Origin of the sequence: Streptomyces cyaneofuscatus, from assembly GCF_042718795.1 — a bacterium.
In the GTDB taxonomy this organism is placed as follows: Bacteria; Actinomycetota; Actinomycetes; order Streptomycetales; family Streptomycetaceae; genus Streptomyces; species Streptomyces cyaneofuscatus_A.
Window position 1 is genome coordinate 171,913 of the sequence record NZ_JBHXOX010000002.1, and the last position, 14,414, is coordinate 186,326.

Annotated in this window: 15 protein-coding genes; 8 read left to right on the top strand and 7 right to left on the bottom strand. The window is 71.9% G+C overall.

All coding sequences use genetic code 11. The features are described from left to right. The first annotated feature begins 10 nt into the window (after positions 1 to 10). From ACFWRT_RS02480 to fabF, 3 genes are all read left to right on the top strand, one after another. The gene (locus tag ACFWRT_RS02480; RefSeq protein ID WP_380949414.1) at positions 11 to 1,042 is read left to right on the top strand and encodes a ketoacyl-ACP synthase III; all 1,032 of its coding nucleotides are present in this window, start codon (positions 11 to 13) and stop codon (positions 1,040 to 1,042) included. Positions 1,043 to 1,105: 63 nt separating this feature from the next. Further along, a complete protein-coding gene (locus ACFWRT_RS02485; RefSeq protein ID WP_014045780.1) occupies positions 1,106 to 1,354 on the top strand; it encodes an acyl carrier protein in 249 nt (82 codons plus the stop codon). A 76-nt stretch (positions 1,355 to 1,430) separates the two neighbouring features. Further along, complete coding sequence (gene fabF, locus ACFWRT_RS02490) at positions 1,431 to 2,693, top strand: beta-ketoacyl-ACP synthase II (RefSeq protein ID WP_380949413.1); 1,263 nt, start codon at positions 1,431 to 1,433, stop codon at positions 2,691 to 2,693. A gap of 110 nt (positions 2,694 to 2,803) precedes the next feature. On the opposite strand, the gene ACFWRT_RS02495 is transcribed toward fabF, so the two are convergent. Then, positions 2,804 to 3,298 (bottom strand): DUF3145 domain-containing protein, encoded by a 495-nt coding sequence (locus ACFWRT_RS02495; RefSeq protein WP_380949412.1) that lies wholly within the window; start codon positions 3,296 to 3,298, stop codon positions 2,804 to 2,806. A 415-nt stretch (positions 3,299 to 3,713) separates the two neighbouring features. Between ACFWRT_RS02495 and ACFWRT_RS02500 the strand changes: the two genes are divergently transcribed. Both ACFWRT_RS02500 and ACFWRT_RS02505 read left to right on the top strand, forming a co-directional pair. Beyond that, positions 3,714 to 4,625: an SGNH/GDSL hydrolase family protein gene (locus tag ACFWRT_RS02500; protein WP_380949411.1), complete on the top strand. Its 912-nt coding sequence runs from the start codon at positions 3,714 to 3,716 to the stop codon at positions 4,623 to 4,625. 94 nt (positions 4,626 to 4,719) lie between these two features. After that, positions 4,720 to 5,856: an amidinotransferase gene (locus tag ACFWRT_RS02505; protein WP_380949410.1), complete on the top strand. Its 1,137-nt coding sequence runs from the start codon at positions 4,720 to 4,722 to the stop codon at positions 5,854 to 5,856. On the opposite strand, the gene ACFWRT_RS02510 is transcribed toward ACFWRT_RS02505, so the two are convergent. Beyond that, a complete protein-coding gene (locus ACFWRT_RS02510; RefSeq protein ID WP_380949409.1) occupies positions 5,844 to 8,432 on the bottom strand; it encodes a glycoside hydrolase family 3 C-terminal domain-containing protein in 2,589 nt (862 codons plus the stop codon). The genes ACFWRT_RS02505 and ACFWRT_RS02510 overlap by 13 nt on opposite strands. A gap of 199 nt (positions 8,433 to 8,631) precedes the next feature. On the opposite strand from ACFWRT_RS02510, the gene ACFWRT_RS02515 reads away from it, so the two are divergent. Continuing rightward, positions 8,632 to 9,222 carry a TetR/AcrR family transcriptional regulator gene (locus ACFWRT_RS02515; protein WP_380949408.1) on the top strand — a complete coding sequence of 197 codons (591 nt, stop codon included), beginning with the start codon at positions 8,632 to 8,634 and terminating at the stop codon, positions 9,220 to 9,222. A 32-nt stretch (positions 9,223 to 9,254) separates the two neighbouring features. On the opposite strand, the gene ACFWRT_RS02520 is transcribed toward ACFWRT_RS02515, so the two are convergent. The 4 genes from ACFWRT_RS02520 to ACFWRT_RS02535 all read right to left on the bottom strand — a co-directional run bounded on the left by ACFWRT_RS02520 (position 9,255) and on the right by ACFWRT_RS02535 (position 12,329). Continuing rightward, positions 9,255 to 9,863 (bottom strand): LysE family translocator, encoded by a 609-nt coding sequence (locus ACFWRT_RS02520; RefSeq protein WP_380949407.1) that lies wholly within the window; start codon positions 9,861 to 9,863, stop codon positions 9,255 to 9,257. Further along, complete coding sequence (locus ACFWRT_RS02525) at positions 9,860 to 10,636, bottom strand: EI24 domain-containing protein (protein ID WP_380949406.1); 777 nt, start codon at positions 10,634 to 10,636, stop codon at positions 9,860 to 9,862. Before ACFWRT_RS02525 ends, ACFWRT_RS02520 begins: the two co-directional genes overlap by 4 nt. An 86-nt stretch (positions 10,637 to 10,722) precedes the next feature. Continuing rightward, positions 10,723 to 11,151: an organic hydroperoxide resistance protein gene (locus tag ACFWRT_RS02530; protein WP_380949405.1), complete on the bottom strand. Its 429-nt coding sequence runs from the start codon at positions 11,149 to 11,151 to the stop codon at positions 10,723 to 10,725. 158 nt (positions 11,152 to 11,309) lie between these two features. After that, entirely contained in the window at positions 11,310 to 12,329 is a 1,020-nt protein-coding gene (locus ACFWRT_RS02535) for an NADP-dependent oxidoreductase (RefSeq protein ID WP_380949404.1), read from the bottom strand. A 117-nt stretch (positions 12,330 to 12,446) separates the two neighbouring features. Here ACFWRT_RS02535 and ACFWRT_RS02540 point away from each other — a divergent pair, with 117 nt between their 5' ends. After that, the gene (locus ACFWRT_RS02540) at positions 12,447 to 12,872 is read left to right on the top strand and encodes a MarR family winged helix-turn-helix transcriptional regulator (RefSeq protein WP_380949403.1); all 426 of its coding nucleotides are present in this window, start codon (positions 12,447 to 12,449) and stop codon (positions 12,870 to 12,872) included. A 38-nt stretch (positions 12,873 to 12,910) separates the two neighbouring features. Here ACFWRT_RS02540 and ACFWRT_RS02545 read toward each other — a convergent pair whose 3' ends face one another. After that, positions 12,911 to 13,660 carry an SCO2400 family protein gene (locus ACFWRT_RS02545; RefSeq protein WP_380949402.1) on the bottom strand — a complete coding sequence of 250 codons (750 nt, stop codon included), beginning with the start codon at positions 13,658 to 13,660 and terminating at the stop codon, positions 12,911 to 12,913. A 124-nt stretch (positions 13,661 to 13,784) separates the two neighbouring features. Between ACFWRT_RS02545 and ACFWRT_RS02550 the strand changes: the two genes are divergently transcribed. Continuing rightward, a complete protein-coding gene (locus ACFWRT_RS02550; protein ID WP_380949401.1) occupies positions 13,785 to 14,351 on the top strand; it encodes an RNA-binding protein in 567 nt (188 codons plus the stop codon). Positions 14,352 to 14,414: the final 63 nt, after the last annotated feature.

Genomic DNA, 14,414 nt, shown 5'->3' on the forward strand with positions numbered 1-14,414 from the left:
GAGCCCGAGCATGGCGAAGATCAAGCCCAGCAAGGGCGCCCCGTACGCGCGCATCCTCGGGGTCGGCGGCTACCGCCCGACCCGGGTCGTGCCGAACGAGGTGATCCTCGAGACGATCGACTCCTCCGACGAGTGGATCCGCTCGCGCTCCGGCATCGTCACCCGCCACTGGGCCTCCGAGGAGGAGACCGTGGCCATGATGTCGATCGAGGCGTCCGGCAAGGCCATCGCGGACGCGGGCATCACGCCCGAGCAGATCGGCGCGGTCATCGTCTCGACCGTCTCGCACTTCAAGCAGACCCCGGCCGTCGCCACCGAGATCGCCCACAAGATCGGCTCGGGCAAGCCCGCTGCCTTCGACATCTCGGCCGGCTGCGCGGGCTTCGGCTACGGCCTGACCCTCGCCAAGGGCATGATCGTCGAGGGTTCGGCGGAATACGTCCTCGTGATCGGCGTGGAGCGGCTCAGCGACCTGACCGACCTGGAGGACCGCGCGACGGCCTTCCTGTTCGGTGACGGCGCGGGCGCGGTCGTCGTCGGCCCCTCCCAGGAGCCCGCCATCGGCCCGACCGTGTGGGGCTCCGAGGGCGACAAGTCCGAGACCATCAAGCAGACGGTGTCCTGGAACGAGCTGCACGTCGGCGACGTCTCCACGCTGCCGCTCGACTCCAAGGGCGAGATCAAGTTCCCGGCCATCACGCAGGAGGGCCAGTCGGTCTTCCGCTGGGCCGTCTACGAGATGGCCAAGGTCGCCCAGCAGGCGCTGGACGCGGCCGGGATCGCCCCGGAGGACCTGGACGTCTTCATCCCGCACCAGGCCAACATGCGGATCATCGACTCGATGGTGAAGACCCTCAAGCTGCCGGAACACGTCACGGTCGCCCGTGACATCGAGTCCACCGGCAACACGTCCGCCGCCTCGATCCCGCTCGCGATGGAGCGGCTCCTGGCGACCGGTCAGGCGAAGAGCGGCGACACCGCGCTCGTCATCGGCTTCGGGGCGGGTCTCGTCTACGCCGCGACGGTCGTTACCCTCCCCTAGGCACACCGGGCCTTTTGGTCCGTATGCACGACCCCTGAAGAAACCCACCGAAGGAGCGCCAAGATGGCCGCCACGCAGGAAGAGATCGTCACCGGTCTCGCCGAGATCGTCAACGAGATCGCCGGTATCCCGGTCGAGGACGTCCAGCTGGACAAGTCCTTCACCGACGACCTGGACGTCGACTCGCTGTCCATGGTCGAGGTCGTCGTCGCCGCCGAGGAGCGCTTCGACGTCAAGATCCCCGACGAGGACGTCAAGAACCTCAAGACGGTCGGCGACGCTGCCGACTACATCCTGAAGCACCAGGGCTGATCCCAGCCCGGCTGTGTCGCCACCCGGCGGTGGCGCCGCTGATTCACGACCCTCTACACGTGGAGAAGATTTTCCAGTGAACTCGACCAATCGCACCGTGGTCGTCACCGGTATCGGCGCAACCACTCCGCTGGGTGGCGACTCCGCATCGACCTGGGAAGGTCTGATGGCCGGCCGGTCCGGCGTCAAGCCTCTCGAAGGCGAGCGCTTCGCCGAACTGCCCGTCCGGATCGCCGCCCTCGCGGCCGTCGACCCGAACGACGTACTGCCCCGCCCGCTCGCCCGCAAGCTGGACCGCTCGGCGCAGTTCGCGCTGATCGCGGCCCGTGAGGCGTGGGCCGACGCGGGCTTCACCGCCAAGGCCGGCGAGGACGAGTCCATCGCCCCCGAGCGGCTCGGCTCGGTCATCGCCTCCGGCATCGGCGGCGTGATCACCCTGCTCGACCAGTACGACGTGCTCAAGGAGAAGGGCGTACGTCGCGTCTCCCCGCACACCGTTCCCATGCTCATGCCCAACGGCCCGGCGGCCAACGTCGGCCTGGAGGTCAACGCCCAGGCCGGTGTCCACACCCCGGTCTCCGCCTGCGCGTCCGGCGCCGAGGCCATCGGGTACGCCGTCGAGATGATCCGCACCGGCCGGGCCGACGTGGTCGTGGCCGGCGGCACCGAGGCGGCGATCCACCCGCTGCCGATCGCGGCCTTCGCCAACATGATGGCGATGTCCAAGAGCAACGACGAGCCGGAGAAGGCCTCGCGCCCGTACGACACCGGCCGCGACGGCTTCGTCCTCGGAGAGGGCGCGGGCGTCGTCATCCTGGAGTCGGCCGAGCACGCCGCCAAGCGGGGCGCCAAGATCTACTGCGAGGTGCTGGGCCAGGGTCTGTCGGCCGACGCCCACCACATCGCGCAGCCCGAGCCGACCGGCCGGGGCATCGCGGCCGCGATGCAGAACCTGCTGGACTCCAGCGACCTCAAGCCGTCCGAGGTGGTTCACCTCAACGCGCACGCCACGTCGACGCCGCAAGGTGACATCGCGGAGATCAAGGCGCTGCGGAAGGTTCTGGGCGACGACCTGGACCATGTCGCGATCTCGGCGACCAAGTCGATGACGGGGCATCTGCTGGGTGGTGCGGGCGGTATCGAGACGGTGGCCACCGTGCTCGCGCTGCACCACCGGATCGCTCCGCCGACCATCAACGTCGACGAGCTGGACGAGGCGGTCGACGCGGACATCGTGCGCGGTGAGCCGCGGGTGCTGCCCGAGGGGCCGATCGCGGCGATCAACAACTCGTTCGGGTTCGGTGGGCACAACGTGGTGCTGGCGTTCCGGTCCGTGTAGCCCCGCCTTTTACGGGTGAAGCCCGCTTCCCGGTTGTCGGGGAGCGGGCTTCCGCGCGTTCAAGCCCCTCCGGCGAGGGAGGAGCGGGGTCCGGGGCAGCGCCCCGGCAGTCAGACGACCTGGTGCAGCCAGCGGACCGGCGCGCCCTCGCCCGCGTGGCGGAAGGACTCCAGTTCGTCGTCCCACGGCTTGCCCAGGAGGGAGGCGATCTCCGTCTCCAGGTCGCTCTCGCCGCGCGTCGAGCGGGCCAGGGCCGCGCGCAGGCGGTCCTCGGGGATCAGGATGTCACCGTGCATGCCGGTGACGGCGTGGAAGATGCCGAGGCCGGGCGTGGAGCTGTAGCGCTCGCCCTCGGCCGTGGGACACGGCTCGGCGGTCACCTCGAAGCGCAGCAGGTCCCAGCCGCGCAGGGCGGAGGCGAGCTGCGACGCGGTGCCGGCGCGGCCCTTCCAGGAGAATTCGGACCGCCAGGTGCCGGGCGCGGCCGGCTGTCTGATCCAGTCGAGCTGGACCCGCACACCGAGGACGCCCGCCACTGCCCACTCGACATGTGGGCACAGCGCGCGCGGGGCGGAGTGAACGTACAGGACTCCACGTGTCGTCACCGGAACCTCCCATGTGGGACGAGGTACGCCTTCCCCAGCGGCCTCGCGTCCGTACCGTCTCTTTCCGGACCGTCTCTTTCCGGACAGGGCCCGAGGTTGTCATCAGTAAACAGCATCGGGAGTTAATCTCCTGAAAAGGGACAGTGTGTGACGTGACGTAATGTACCGGAGCCACCCGCCGTGACGAGATGGGCAACGGTGCCACTGGTTCGACGGGGAAAAGCTACCGTGCGCGGGGGCCGTCCGTGTGACGTACCGTCGGTCCGGGCCCCCTGATTCGCCGGCTTTCACCCGGCAGGGCGCGCGGACCCACGACCTGGGGGATCGTGGGCTTGCCGGGGGCATGACCAGAGGCATAAACCAGGGGTTGACCGGAGGGGAACCAGGGATGACGGAGCGTGCGACACGCCCTCGAATGCGTACCGTCGGGGCCGCGCTGACGGCGCTCTCGTTCGTCGGTGTCGCCGCGCTGGCCGGATGCGGCGGCGAGGGTTCGGGTGACGGCGTGTCACGGAACGCGCCCGCCGCCTCCTCTCCGACCTCATCCTCATCCGCTTCCCCCTCCCCCGCCTCCGGCTGGAACCCGCGTCCGGGGTCCGTCGCCGCCGTCGGGGACTCCATCACCCGGGGCTTCGACGCCTGCTCGGTGCTGGCGGACTGTCCCGAGGTGTCCTGGGCGACCGGGAGCGACCGCCTGGTGCGGAGTCTCGCCGTCCGGCTGCTGGGGGCGACGAAGGCCGCCGACCGGAGCTCGAACCACGCGGTGTCGGGCGCCCGGATGGTCCAGCTCCCGGAGCAGATGGCGCTGGCGGCGAAGGAGCGGCCGGAGCTGGTCACCGTGATGATGGGCGCGAACGACGCCTGCCGGGACTCGGAGCGGCTGATGACGCCCGTCGCGGACTTCCGGGCGTCGTTCGAGGCGTCGATGCGGCAACTGCGGGCCGGGGCGCCGAAGGCGCAGGTGTACGTGGCCAGCGTGCCGGACCTGAAGCGGCTCTGGTCGACCGGGCGGCTGGACGAGGGGGCCAAGAAGATATGGAGCCTCGGCGTCTGCCGGTCGATGCTGGCGGACGCGGACGACCTGGGACCGGCGGCCGTCGCGCGGCGCGACGCGGTGCGGGACCGGGTGGTGGCGTACAACGAGGTGCTGCGGGACGTCTGCGCGAAGGACCGGCACTGCCGGTACGACGGCGGGGCGGTCTTCGGTTTCCGCTTCACCGGGGCGCAGCTCAGCCCGTGGGACTGGTTCCACCCCAGCCGCGACGGCCAGGCCCGGCTGGCGGAGATCGCCTACCGCACCATCACGGCCGCCGAACCGCCCGCGTAGGACGCTCGCCCCTCCCTACCGGTGGCGCGAACCCGCTCCCCCCGTTCACCATGGGTGGCGGGATGTGCCGGTCCGCGACCGAGGGTGGTTGATCATGACGACAGTGGAGCGGAGGCCCGGCGCTCCGGCCGCCGAGGACGCCGCCGCCCCGCTCGTCTCACCGGTCGGCTCCCACAACGAGTGGGATCCGCTGGAGGAGATCATCGTCGGACGGCTCGACGACGCGACGATCCCGTCCAGCCATCCCGTCGTCTCCTGCAACATCCCGCCGTGGGCGGCCCGCCTCCAGGGGCTCGCGGCCGGCCACACATACCCGCGCCGGCTGATCGAGCCGGCGCAGCAGGAGCTGGACGGGTTCGTCTCGCTGCTCCACTCCCTCGGCATCACCGTCACCCGTCCGGACGCGGTCGACCACCGCAAGCGGTTCGCCACCCCCGACTGGTCCTCGCGCGGCTTCTGCAACACCTGCCCGCGCGACAGCATGCTGGTGGTCGGCGACGAGATCATCGAGACCCCGATGGCGTGGCCGTGCCGGTACTTCGAGACGCACTCCTACCGCCGGATCCTGAAGGACTACTTCCGGCGCGGGGCCCGCTGGACGGCCGCGCCGAAGCCGCAACTGACGGACGAGCTGTTCGAGAAGGACTTCCGTACGCCCGGGGCCGACGAGCCCATGCGGTACATCCTCACCGAGTTCGAGCCGGTCTTCGACGCGGCGGACTTCGTACGGGCCGGGCGCGATCTGTTCGTGACGCGCTCCAACGTCACCAACGGCATGGGCATCGAATGGCTGCGCCGCCACCTCGGCCCCGGCTACCGCATCCACGAGATCGAGAGCCGCTGCCGGACGCCCATGCACATCGACACGACCTTCCTCGTCCTGGCGCCCGGCAAGGCCCTGATCAACCCGGACTACATCGACGTCGACCGGCTGCCCGCCGTCCTGGACTCCTGGGACATCCTCGTCGCCCCCGAGCCGGAGCCCGTCAAGGAGCTCGTGCTCCGGACGACCTCGATGTGCGGCAAGTGGCTCAGCATGAACATCCTCATGGTCGACGAGAAGCGGGTCATCGCGGAGCGCCACCACACCGGCATGCTGCGCGCGCTGGAGCGGTGGGGCTTCGAACCGATCCCGTGCGACCTGATGCACTACGCGCCGTTCGGCGGGTCCTTCCACTGCGCGACGCTCGACGTGCGGCGGCGCGGGACGCTGGAGTCCTACTTCGACTGATCTCCCGCGATCTCCACCGTCGCGGTCGCTCGGACGTCCGCCAGGGAGCGGGCCGCCTGGACCGTGTACGTGCCGGGTACCGTCCTCCAGCCGTACGCCGCCTCGTCCCAGACCTGGTACGCGCGCCGCTCGACGGGGATCGTGACCTCCACGCTCTCGCCGGGGCCCGCCGTGACCCTCGCGAAGCCGGCGAGCCAGCGGGCCGGGCGCTCGGGGGCCGTGGGGGCGGGCTCGGGGGCCAGGTAGATCTGGACGGTGTCGCCGCCGGGGCGGGGGCCGGTGTTGCGGGCGCGCACGGTGACCGCGTCGGGGGTGGCGGTGACGGTGTCGTACTCCCAGGTGGTGTAGCCGAGTCCGTGGCCGAAGGCGTACGCGGGGGTGGTGCCCGCCTGCTCCCAGGCGCGGTAGCCGATGAAGACGCCTTCGGTGTAAGGGAGTTCGCCACCCGTGGGCGTGGTGGCGGAGACCGGGACGTCGGCCAGGGTGACGGGCCAGGTGGTGGGGAGGCGGCCGCCCGGCTCCTCCCGCCCGCGCAGGACGTCGGCGAGCGCGTGGCCCGCCTCCTGGCCGGGGAACCAGGACAGCAGGATCGCGGCGACCTCGTCGCGCCAGGGCAGCTCCACCGGGGAGCCGGAGTTGACGATGACGACCGTACGGGGGTTGGCGGCGGCGACCGCGTGGACCAGGGGGTCCTGGTGACCGGGGAGGCGCAGGTCGGTGCGGTCGAACCCTTCGGACTCGACGCGCTCCGTGGTGCCGACGACCACGATCGCGGTGTCCGCGCCGCGGGCCGCCTCGACGGCCTCGGCGATCAGTTCGTCCGGGTCGCGGAGCGGGGCGAGGTGGACGAGGGAGAAGGCGACGCCCCTGAGCGGGTGGCCGATGGGAGGGCCGGGGCGGTGGTTGAGCGAGACCCGGACGGGGGTGTTCGCGGTGAGGGGGAGGCGGCCGCGTTCGACCGGCTCGTTGAAGAAGGCGCCGAGCGGGTCGGTGCCGGGGGCGCGGTCCTGGGTGCCCTCGAAGAGCGGGCGGTCGTCGACGGTGAGCGCGAAGGAGCCGGTGCCCCGGGTGCCGAAGGTGTGCTCGCCGCTCTCGCGCGGGGTGAAGGTGCCGGTGATCTCGACGGTGTCCAGGGTGTCGTGGGTGACGCCCTCGGGCAGGTCGGCGCCGATCCACTGGATCTGGCCGCTGGGCAGCGGGACGGTGGCGAGGACGGTTCCGTCGGCGTCACGGCAGACGGCGGTGAGGTCGAACCCGGCCTCGGCGATGGCCAGTTCGTCGCTGGGGTCGGCACCGACCGTGTACGTCAGCGCGCCCTCGGGGAGGGCGGCGGTCAGCCCGTCGAGCGGCGAGACCACATGGTCGGGGAAGACCAGGGCCGAACCGCCGCCGAGCACCCGGGCGTCCCGGGCCAGCGCGCCGGAGAGGGCGACGGTGGTGTGGGGGGCGAGCGGGAGGACGGCCGCTTCGTCGCGCACCTCGTCCCGTACCTCCTGGTGCGCCTTGTCGCGTGCCTCGTCGCGTGCCTTGTTGTGCGCCTTGTCGCGTGACTCGTTGCGTATACCGTCGCGTGACTCGTTGCGTACGAGCACGAAGGAGCGGCGGGCGATCTCGCGGGCCAGCGCATCGCCGTCCACGGGGGCGGGCAGGTCGGCGGCGGGCACGGCGGGCGGGGCCGCGTCCAGGGCGCCGACGCGGGCGGCGAGCAGCAGGATGTTCCGTACGGCGATGTCGACGATCTTCTCGTCCACCTCGCCCGCTCGGACGGCGTCGGCCAGCGGCTCGCCGTAGACCGTGCGCGGGCCGGGCATCGCCGCGTCCAGGCCGCCGGTGATCGCGCCGACCGTGGTCCGGGCGGCGAGCCAGTCGGAGACGATGAAGCCGTCGAAGCCCCATTCGCCGCGCAGCACGGCGTTCTGGAGGTAGCGGTGCTCGGTCATCGTCGAGCCGTTGACCTGGTTGTAGGCGGCCATGATGCCCCAGGGCTGGGCGTTCTTGACGATCCGCTCGAAGGGGGCGAGGTAGAGCTCGCGCAGGGGGCGCGGGGCGACGACGTTGTTGACGGTGAAGCGGTCGGTCTCGGCGTCGTTGGCCACGAAGTGCTTGACCGTGGTGCCGACCCCGCCGTCCTGGACGCCCCGGACGTATCCGGTGCCGATCTCGCCGGTGAGGTACGGGTCCTCGCTGTACGCCTCGAAGTGGCGGCCGCCGAGCGGGGTGCGGTGCAGGTTGACCGTGGGGGCGAGCAGCACGTGGACGCCCTTGCGGCGGGCCTCCTGGGCGAGCAGGCGGCCCGCGCGGCGGGCCAGCTCCGGGTCCCAGGTGGCGGCGAGGGCGGTGGGCGAGGGCAGGGCGACCGAGGGGTCGGCGGCGGTCCAGCGGACGCCCCGGACGCCGATCGGGCCGTCCGACATCACCAGGGAGCGCAGGCCGATCGCGGGCAGGGCGGGCAGCGACCACAGGTCCTGTCCGGCCAGGAGGCGCGCCTTGTCGTCGAGGCCCAGGGCGGCGAGGGCCGTGTCGACGGCCTCCCGGCGGAGGGTCTCGGAGTTGCTGGGGATGGACGGGGCTGCCACAGCCGTACCTCCTGGTCGAGTCCGGTGGACCCTTCCATGGTGACGCGCCGACCGGTAGAGCGGTAAGTTTTGTTATGTGTCCGTTATGTTGCGGCATGGCGGGTGCGGTGACGACGTACGGTTCTGGTGAGCGTGACCGGCGTGAGGCCGGACGGCCGGGAGCCGGTCGTCGGCCGGGGCGGCAGGGAAGGGGTCGGCGATGGCACGGGCCAGGAGCGAGGAGCGGCGGGCCGAGATCCTGCGCGCCACCCTCGAAGTGATCGCCGAGCGCGGCTACCGGGGCGCGACGCTGGGGGCGGTGGCCGAGCGGGTGGGGCTGACCCAGCAGGGGCTGCTGCACTACTTCCCGACCAAGGAGGCGCTGCTGGTGGCGGTGCTGGAGGACCGGGACCGGTGGGACACGGGCGGGGGCCGGGGCGGGGACAAGGGCGAGCAGGGGGCGTGGCGGCTGGAGCTGCTGGGCTCGCTGGTGGAGTACAACGCGATGCGGCCGGTGATCGTGCGGACCTTCTCGGCGCTGCTCGGCGAGAGCGTGACGGAGGACCACCCGGCCCGGGAGTTCTTCACCCGGCGCTACACCCAGGTCCGGGCGGGCATGGCGGCCACCCTGCGCGCCGAGTACGGCGACACGCTGCCGGGCGGGCTGAGCCCGGAGCGGGCGGCGGTGCTGCTGGTGGCGGTGATGGACGGGTTGCAGTACCAGTGGCTGCTGGACCCGGATGCGGTGGACATGCCGGGGGCGTTCGGGGACTTCCTGGGGCTGTTGCGGGGGCCCGGGGACCCCTCGTAGCGCTTTGAGGACCCCTCGTACAGCTGCCGGTCTCAGCGCGCGAGGCCCAGGGTGACGCCGAGGCCGACCAGGACCGAGCCGATGGACCGGTTCAGTGCCTTCTGGCGGCGCAGCATCGCGCCGCGCAGCCGGGAGTGCGAGAAGAAGAGCGCGACCAGCGCGAACCAGCCGAGGTGCGCCACCGACATGAAGAGTCCGTAGCCCGCCTGCTGCCACAGCGCGGTCTCCGGGCCGACGACCTGGGTGAAGGTCGCGACGACGAACAGGGTGGTCTTCGGGTTGAGCGCGTTGGTCAGGAAGCCGCTGCGCAGCGCCCCGAAGCGGGTGAGCCCGGGCCGGTCGCTCAGGTCGACGTCGAGGTCGGCGCGGGCCAGGAAGGTGCGTACGCCGATGTAGATCAGGTAGGCGGCGCCGGCGAGCTTCACCGCGGTGAACAGGGCGGTGGAGGAGGCGATGAGCAGCCCGACGCCGAGCATCGTGTACGTGACGTGGACCAGGACGCCCGCCGCGACCCCGGCCGCCGCGAGGACGCCGGTGGTGCGCCCGTACAGATAGCTGTTGCGGACGACCATGGCGAAGTCGGCGCCCGGGCTGATGACGGCGAGGACGGTGATGGCGGCGACGGCCAGCAGCTCGGTCATGCGGCCCACTCCTTCGGGGCGGCGGGGAGGCCCGCGGCCGGGTCGACCAGTTCACGGGCGAGGAGGGTGGCCCCGGCGACCGCTCCCGGCATCAGGAACACCGCGACGAACGGGACCAGGAACGAGAGGGCGAGCGGGACGCCGAAGCCGAGCACCAGCAGCCGGCGGGTGCGCAGCAGGCCGAGCCGCTTCTTGAGGTGCAGCCCCCGGCGCTGGAGGGCCACGCCGGTCAGCTCCTGGGTCAGGAAGTAGCCGGAGACGCAGAAGCCGAGCGCGGGCACGACGGTCTGGCCGACGACCGGGATGAAGCCGCAGGCGAAGAGGACGATCCCGAAGAGGGCGACGCGCAGCAGGATGCGTACGGAGTCCCGGGCGGAGATCCACAGTTCGCGCCAGAGCGGCAGTCCGGACTCGTGGACCTCGCCGCCCGCGTCGCGCTCGACCTCCTCGGAGAGCGACTCGTAGAACGGCTGGCCGACCAGGAGGGTGACCGCGGTGAAGGTGATGACCGCGAGGAACAGGCCGAAGACGAAGACGAACGCGGTCAGCGTGGTGCGGAGCAGGCCCATCCAGGGCGAGGACCAGTCGTCGGCGAACGGGGTGGCCCAGGCGACGAAGTCGTCGGCGCCGTAACCGAGTCCGACCAGGGCACCGGCGTACACGACGAGGGTGATCAGTCCGGGCAGCAGCCCGAAGCCGAACCACCGGCCGTGCCCGATGACCCAGCGCTGCCCCTTCATCAAGTAGCCGAAGCCTGCCCCGAGATCGCTCATGGCGTCAGCGTACTGGCGTACGGGAAGCGGTGAGGACCGCACCCCGGAGTGGGGTGCGGTCCTCACGCGCGAAGGCTGCTGCCGGGTCAGGCGACCGAGAGCTCGACCTTGATGTTGCCGCGGGTCGCGTTCGAGTACGGGCAGACCTGGTGGGCCTTCTCGATGAGCGACTGGGCGGTGGCGGCGTCGACGTTGGGGATGGTCGCGCTGATGGCGACCTCCAGGCCGAAGCCGCCGGCCTCGGTCTTGCCGATGGAGACCGAGGCGGTGACCGTGTAGCCGGAGATGTCGGCCTTCTCCTGGCGGGCGACGACGCCCAGCGCGCCCTGGAAGCAGGCGCTGTAGCCCGCCGCGAAGAGCTGCTCCGGGTTGGTGCCGGCGCCGTTGCCGCCGAGGGCCTTCGGCGGGTTGACGACGACGTCGAGCTGGCCGTCGTCCGAGGAGACGCGGCCGTCACGGCCGTTCTCGGCGGTGGCGACAGCGGTGTAGGCGACGTCGATCTTCTGGATGGTCATGATGTGAGGATTCCTCCTGTTGGTGCGCCGCGACTCGCGCCCACGATCGCGACGGCCTGGGGATGAGCCTAACGCGTGACCGGAACGGGCCAGGGGTGGTGGGTCAGGGGCGGGCCCGCCCCGGGCCCGGGGCGAACCCGGGGTGGGTCAGGGCCGGGTCACGCGAGTGAAACGATCATCTTCCCGGTGTTCTCACCGCGCAGGAGGCCGATAAACGCGTCGTAGCCGCGTTCGATGCCCTCAACCGTCGTCTCGCGGTACTTCAGCTCACCGGAGGCCAGCCAGCCGGCGACCTCCTCGACGAACTTCGGCTGGAGGTCGGCGTGGTCGCCGACGAGCATGCCCTGGAGGCGCAGCCGCTTGCCGATGATCAGCGCCATGTTGCGCGGGCCGGGGGTCGGCTCGGTCGCGTTGTACTGCGCGATCATGCCGCAGATGGTGGCGCGGCCGTGCACGTTGAGCGCGCCGATGGCCGCTTCCAGGTGGTCGCCGCCGACGTTGTCGAAGTAGACGTCGATGCCGTCCGGGGCGGCTTCCTTGAGCTGGTCGCGGACGGGCCCGTTCTTGTAGTTGAACGCGGCGTCGAAGCCGTACTCCTCGATGAGGAGCTTGACCTTCTCGTCGGAGCCCGCGGAGCCGATGACCCGGGAGGCGCCCTTGAGCTTGGCGAGCTGGCCGACCTGGCTGCCGACGGCACCGGCGGCGCCGGAGACGAAGACCGCGTCGCCCTCCTTGAAGGAGGCGACGTCGAACAGGCCCGCGTAGGCGGTGAGTCCGGTCATGCCGAGCACGCCGAGGTAGGCGGAGAGCGGGGCGAGGTCGGGGTCGACCTTCACCGCGTGCTTCGCGGGCACGTCGGCGATCTCGCGCCAGCCGAGGCCGTGCAGGACGTGGTCGCCGACGGCGAAGCCCTCCGCGTTCGAGGCGATGACCTCGCCGACCGCGCCGCCGTCCATGGGGTGGTCGAGCTTGAAGGGCGGGGTGTACGACTTCACGTCGTTCATCCGGCCCCGCATGTACGGGTCGACGGAGAAGAACTTGTTGCGGACGAGGATGCGGCCTTCGGCCGGAGCGGCCACCGCGGTCTCACGCAGCGCGAAGTCCTCGGACGCGGGCCAGCCGTGGGGGCGGGCGACGAGGTGCCATTCGCGGCTGGACGTGGGAAGTGCTGCAGACATGGGCTCGGGTTCTCCTCAATGTCCTACGGGGGAAGCCTTGGGGGAAAGCTTCATGACATGAAACAACCGTGCACCTGAATATTTCATATTGTCAAGTAAATCGGTACGCTGGTCCCCATGGCCACCCGCACAGACCCCTTGACCCTTGAGGTCGTCGAACTCATCGGCACCGTCGTGGCGCGCTACCACGAGGAGTACGACCGGGCCGCCGCCGAGCACTCCCTCACCGGGGCGCAGGCGCGGGTCCTCGGGCTGCTCGCGCTGGAGCCGACCCCGATGCGGAAGATCGCCGTCAAGCTGAAGTGCGAGCCGTCGAACGTGACCGGCATCGTGGACCGCCTGGAGACCCGTGGCCTGGTCGAACGCCGGGCGGACCCGGTGGACCGCCGGGTGAAGCTGGCCGCCGCGACGGAGGCGGGGCGGCGGACGGCCCGGGAGCTGCGCGACTCGCTGAACTTCGCCCGGGAGCCGCTGGCCGGGCTCTCGGACGCGGAGCGGACCGTACTGCGGGATCTGCTGCGGCGGATGCTGGGCGAGGCGTAACCCCGGCAGCCCTTACCGGCACCACCACCCGGCAGCCCTTACCGGCACCACCAGAGGAACGGGGTGCAGGTCGGCGACGGGGTCGGGGAGGGCGTGGGCGTCGGGTCCTCGGTCGGGTCGCCCGGCGGGGGCGGAGGCGCCGGTACGGTCGGCGGCTCCTGCGGGTCTCCCGGCTCGACCGGGCCCGGCGGGTCGGCGGGCGGGCTGTCCGAGGCGTCCGGGGGCGAGGCGGGTGCGGTGGTCGTGCCGTCCAGGTCGGGGTCCGAGCCGGGGTCGGGTTCCTGCGACTCCGTGGGCGCGGCCGTGGCGGAGGCGCCGGGTGACTTCGCCGGGTCGGCCGCCCGGGCGCTGCCCGACGGCGACGGGTCCACGGGCCGGCCGCGACCGGTCGTGACCGGGCCCGGGTCCTGCGGCGGCTCGCCGGAGACGGAGTCCGGGGCGGGCGGATCATCCGGGTCGCGCGGCGCGTCCTCGACGAAGTCGGCGGCGGTGTCGTCCCGGCCCGGCTCCATGGCGAGCTCCGCCAGGCTCAGCGCACCCGCCGCGAGGACCAGACCGCCCACCGCGAGCAGCGCCGTACGGCCGCGTCTGCGGTGGCTGCCCCGCGCACGCCGGCGCGAGCGGGCGGCGGGTGTGGGCGCGGCGGGATCGGCGGGGGCGTCCCGCGCGTGGCCCGTGGGCGTCGGCGCGGGCACCGCGAAGGGGCCCAGTGCCTCGGCGGGAGTCCCGCACCCGGCGCAGGCCAGGGCGCCGTTGAGATGCCGTCGGCACGGGTGGCAGTAATCCATGGCGCCCGCAGATTAGACGTGCGCGGATCGGCGGAGGAAGCGGACCAGGTGAGGATCCTGTGAGGAACACGGGATTCCGCGGACGACCGGTCCGATACGCCTGACCTGCGGGAAGATGGGCGGCATGACCGCCTCCACCCCCTTCGGCCCGCTCGCGTTCCAGCTCGTCCTGCTCCGCCGGATGGCCGACCACCAACCGGATCTGGTCGAGGAGGCACGGCAGGAGCTGAGCGCCTCGCTCGCCGACATGCGGGAGGCCAACCGCCGCTGGCAGGCCATGGTCCGCGCGCCCCGGGGGCGGGGATCGCTGCGGCGCTACCGCTCGGTGCTCGGAGAGCCGGAGCTGACGCTGAAGCGCCGGGTCGGCGACCTGGAGTGCGAGGCGCTGCTCTGGCCGGTGCCGCTCTGGCCGGACCTCCGGTTCGAGGTGATGGCCGGGCCGGGCGGGGCCGTGTGGAACGAGTGGCTCGTCCGGGCGCCGGGGGCGACGGGCCCGCAGCTCACCTCCGTACCTTCGCTCCGCCCCTGGTCGTGCACCGTGGACGAGGTGGCCCGGGCCTTTCCGCCGGCCCGGCCGATGGAGGGCAGCGCGCCGACCCGGTGGGCGCTGGCCGTCACCGACCCGGGGAGCGGGGAGGCGTACGTCGCCGAGTTCACCTGGGGGCTGTTCCAGCGGTTGCTCCCCGGCTGAGTGCTGCGTACAACCTGGCGGGGCGTCAGGTCGTGACCCACGTACGGCGCATCCCAGCGCGCG

Bases quoted from the DNA above. Each gene is read 5' to 3' on its own strand.
- ACFWRT_RS02480 (WP_380949414.1), top strand. From the start codon at position 11: ATGGCGAAGATCAAGCCCAGCAAGGGCGCCCCGTACGCGCGCATCCTC.
- ACFWRT_RS02485 (WP_014045780.1), top strand. From the start codon at position 1,106: ATGGCCGCCACGCAGGAAGAGATCGTCACCGGTCTCGCCGAGATCGTC.
- ACFWRT_RS02500 (WP_380949411.1), top strand. From the start codon at position 3,714: ATGCGTACCGTCGGGGCCGCGCTGACGGCGCTCTCGTTCGTCGGTGTC.
- ACFWRT_RS02505 (WP_380949410.1), top strand. From the start codon at position 4,720: ATGACGACAGTGGAGCGGAGGCCCGGCGCTCCGGCCGCCGAGGACGCC.
- ACFWRT_RS02515 (WP_380949408.1), top strand. From the start codon at position 8,632: ATGGCACGGGCCAGGAGCGAGGAGCGGCGGGCCGAGATCCTGCGCGCC.
- ACFWRT_RS02520 (WP_380949407.1), bottom strand. From the start codon at position 9,863: ATGACCGAGCTGCTGGCCGTCGCCGCCATCACCGTCCTCGCCGTCATC.
- ACFWRT_RS02525 (WP_380949406.1), bottom strand. From the start codon at position 10,636: ATGAGCGATCTCGGGGCAGGCTTCGGCTACTTGATGAAGGGGCAGCGC.
- ACFWRT_RS02530 (WP_380949405.1), bottom strand. From the start codon at position 11,151: ATGACCATCCAGAAGATCGACGTCGCCTACACCGCTGTCGCCACCGCC.
- ACFWRT_RS02535 (WP_380949404.1), bottom strand. From the start codon at position 12,329: ATGTCTGCAGCACTTCCCACGTCCAGCCGCGAATGGCACCTCGTCGCC.
- ACFWRT_RS02540 (WP_380949403.1), top strand. From the start codon at position 12,447: ATGGCCACCCGCACAGACCCCTTGACCCTTGAGGTCGTCGAACTCATC.
- ACFWRT_RS02545 (WP_380949402.1), bottom strand. From the start codon at position 13,660: ATGGATTACTGCCACCCGTGCCGACGGCATCTCAACGGCGCCCTGGCC.
- ACFWRT_RS02550 (WP_380949401.1), top strand. From the start codon at position 13,785: ATGACCGCCTCCACCCCCTTCGGCCCGCTCGCGTTCCAGCTCGTCCTG.